Raw genomic sequence first — 910 nt, forward strand, 5'->3', positions numbered from 1 at the left:
CTTCATGCTCAAGGACGCCGACCCCAGGCTCGTCCTCACCGCCGGCACCGCCGGCCGCGCCCTGCCCGACACCGCCCCGCTCCTCCGCCTCGACGACACCGCACTCCTCGCCCAGCTCGAACGCTCCCCCGACACCAACCCCACCGACGACACCCGCCTGCACCCCCTCCAACCCCTCCACCCCGCCTATCTCATCTACACCTCCGGCTCCACCGGAACTCCAAAGGGCGTCCTCGTCTCCCATGCCGGCATAGCCAGCCTGGCCTCCAGCCAGATGGACCGTTTGGTCATCACGCCAGAAGCCCGCATCCTCCAATTCGCCTCCATCAGCTTCGATGCGGCAATCATGGAGCTGCTTATGGCCTTTCCCGCGGGCGCAGCGCTGGTCCTGCCGCCGCCCGGCGGGCACGCTGGTGAAGCATTGGCCGAACTGCTGGCGTGCCACGCGGTCAGTCATGCGCTGATTCCGCCGGCGGCGCTCGCCAGCCTGCCGTCTGCGCAATTCGCGGGGTTCCAAACCTTAGTGGTCGGCGGCGAGGCCTGCCCCCCGGAGTTGGCAGGGCGGTGGTCGCAGGGGCGACGGCTGATCAATGCCTACGGCCCCACCGAGGCCACGGTCTGCGCAACGATGAGCGAGCCGCTGTCCGGCGTGGAGATGCCGCCGATCGGAGCGCCGATCTGGAACACGCGTGTGTATGTGCTGGACGGTGGGCTGCATCCGGTGCCTGCGGGAGTGCCGGGGGAGCTGTACATCGCGGGGGCGGGTCTGGCGCGGGGCTATCTCAACCGCCCGGGCCTGACCGCCGAGCGCTTCGTCGCCTGCCCCTTCGGGCCTCCCGGCGCCCGCATGTACCGCACCGGCGACCTCGCCCGCTGGCGCCCCGACGGCGTCCTCGACTTCCTAGGCCGC

General features: G+C 70.7%; 1 protein-coding gene. It reads left to right on the top strand.

All coding sequences use genetic code 11. From position 1 onward, the window contains the following. A partial coding sequence (locus tag AB4112_RS36010; RefSeq protein ID WP_441727277.1) for an AMP-binding protein occupies positions 1 to 910 on the top strand: 910 nt, incomplete at both ends.

This window comes from Inquilinus sp. 2KB_23, from assembly GCF_052115705.1.
Lineage (GTDB): Bacteria > Pseudomonadota > Alphaproteobacteria > DSM-16000 > Inquilinaceae > Inquilinus > Inquilinus ginsengisoli_A.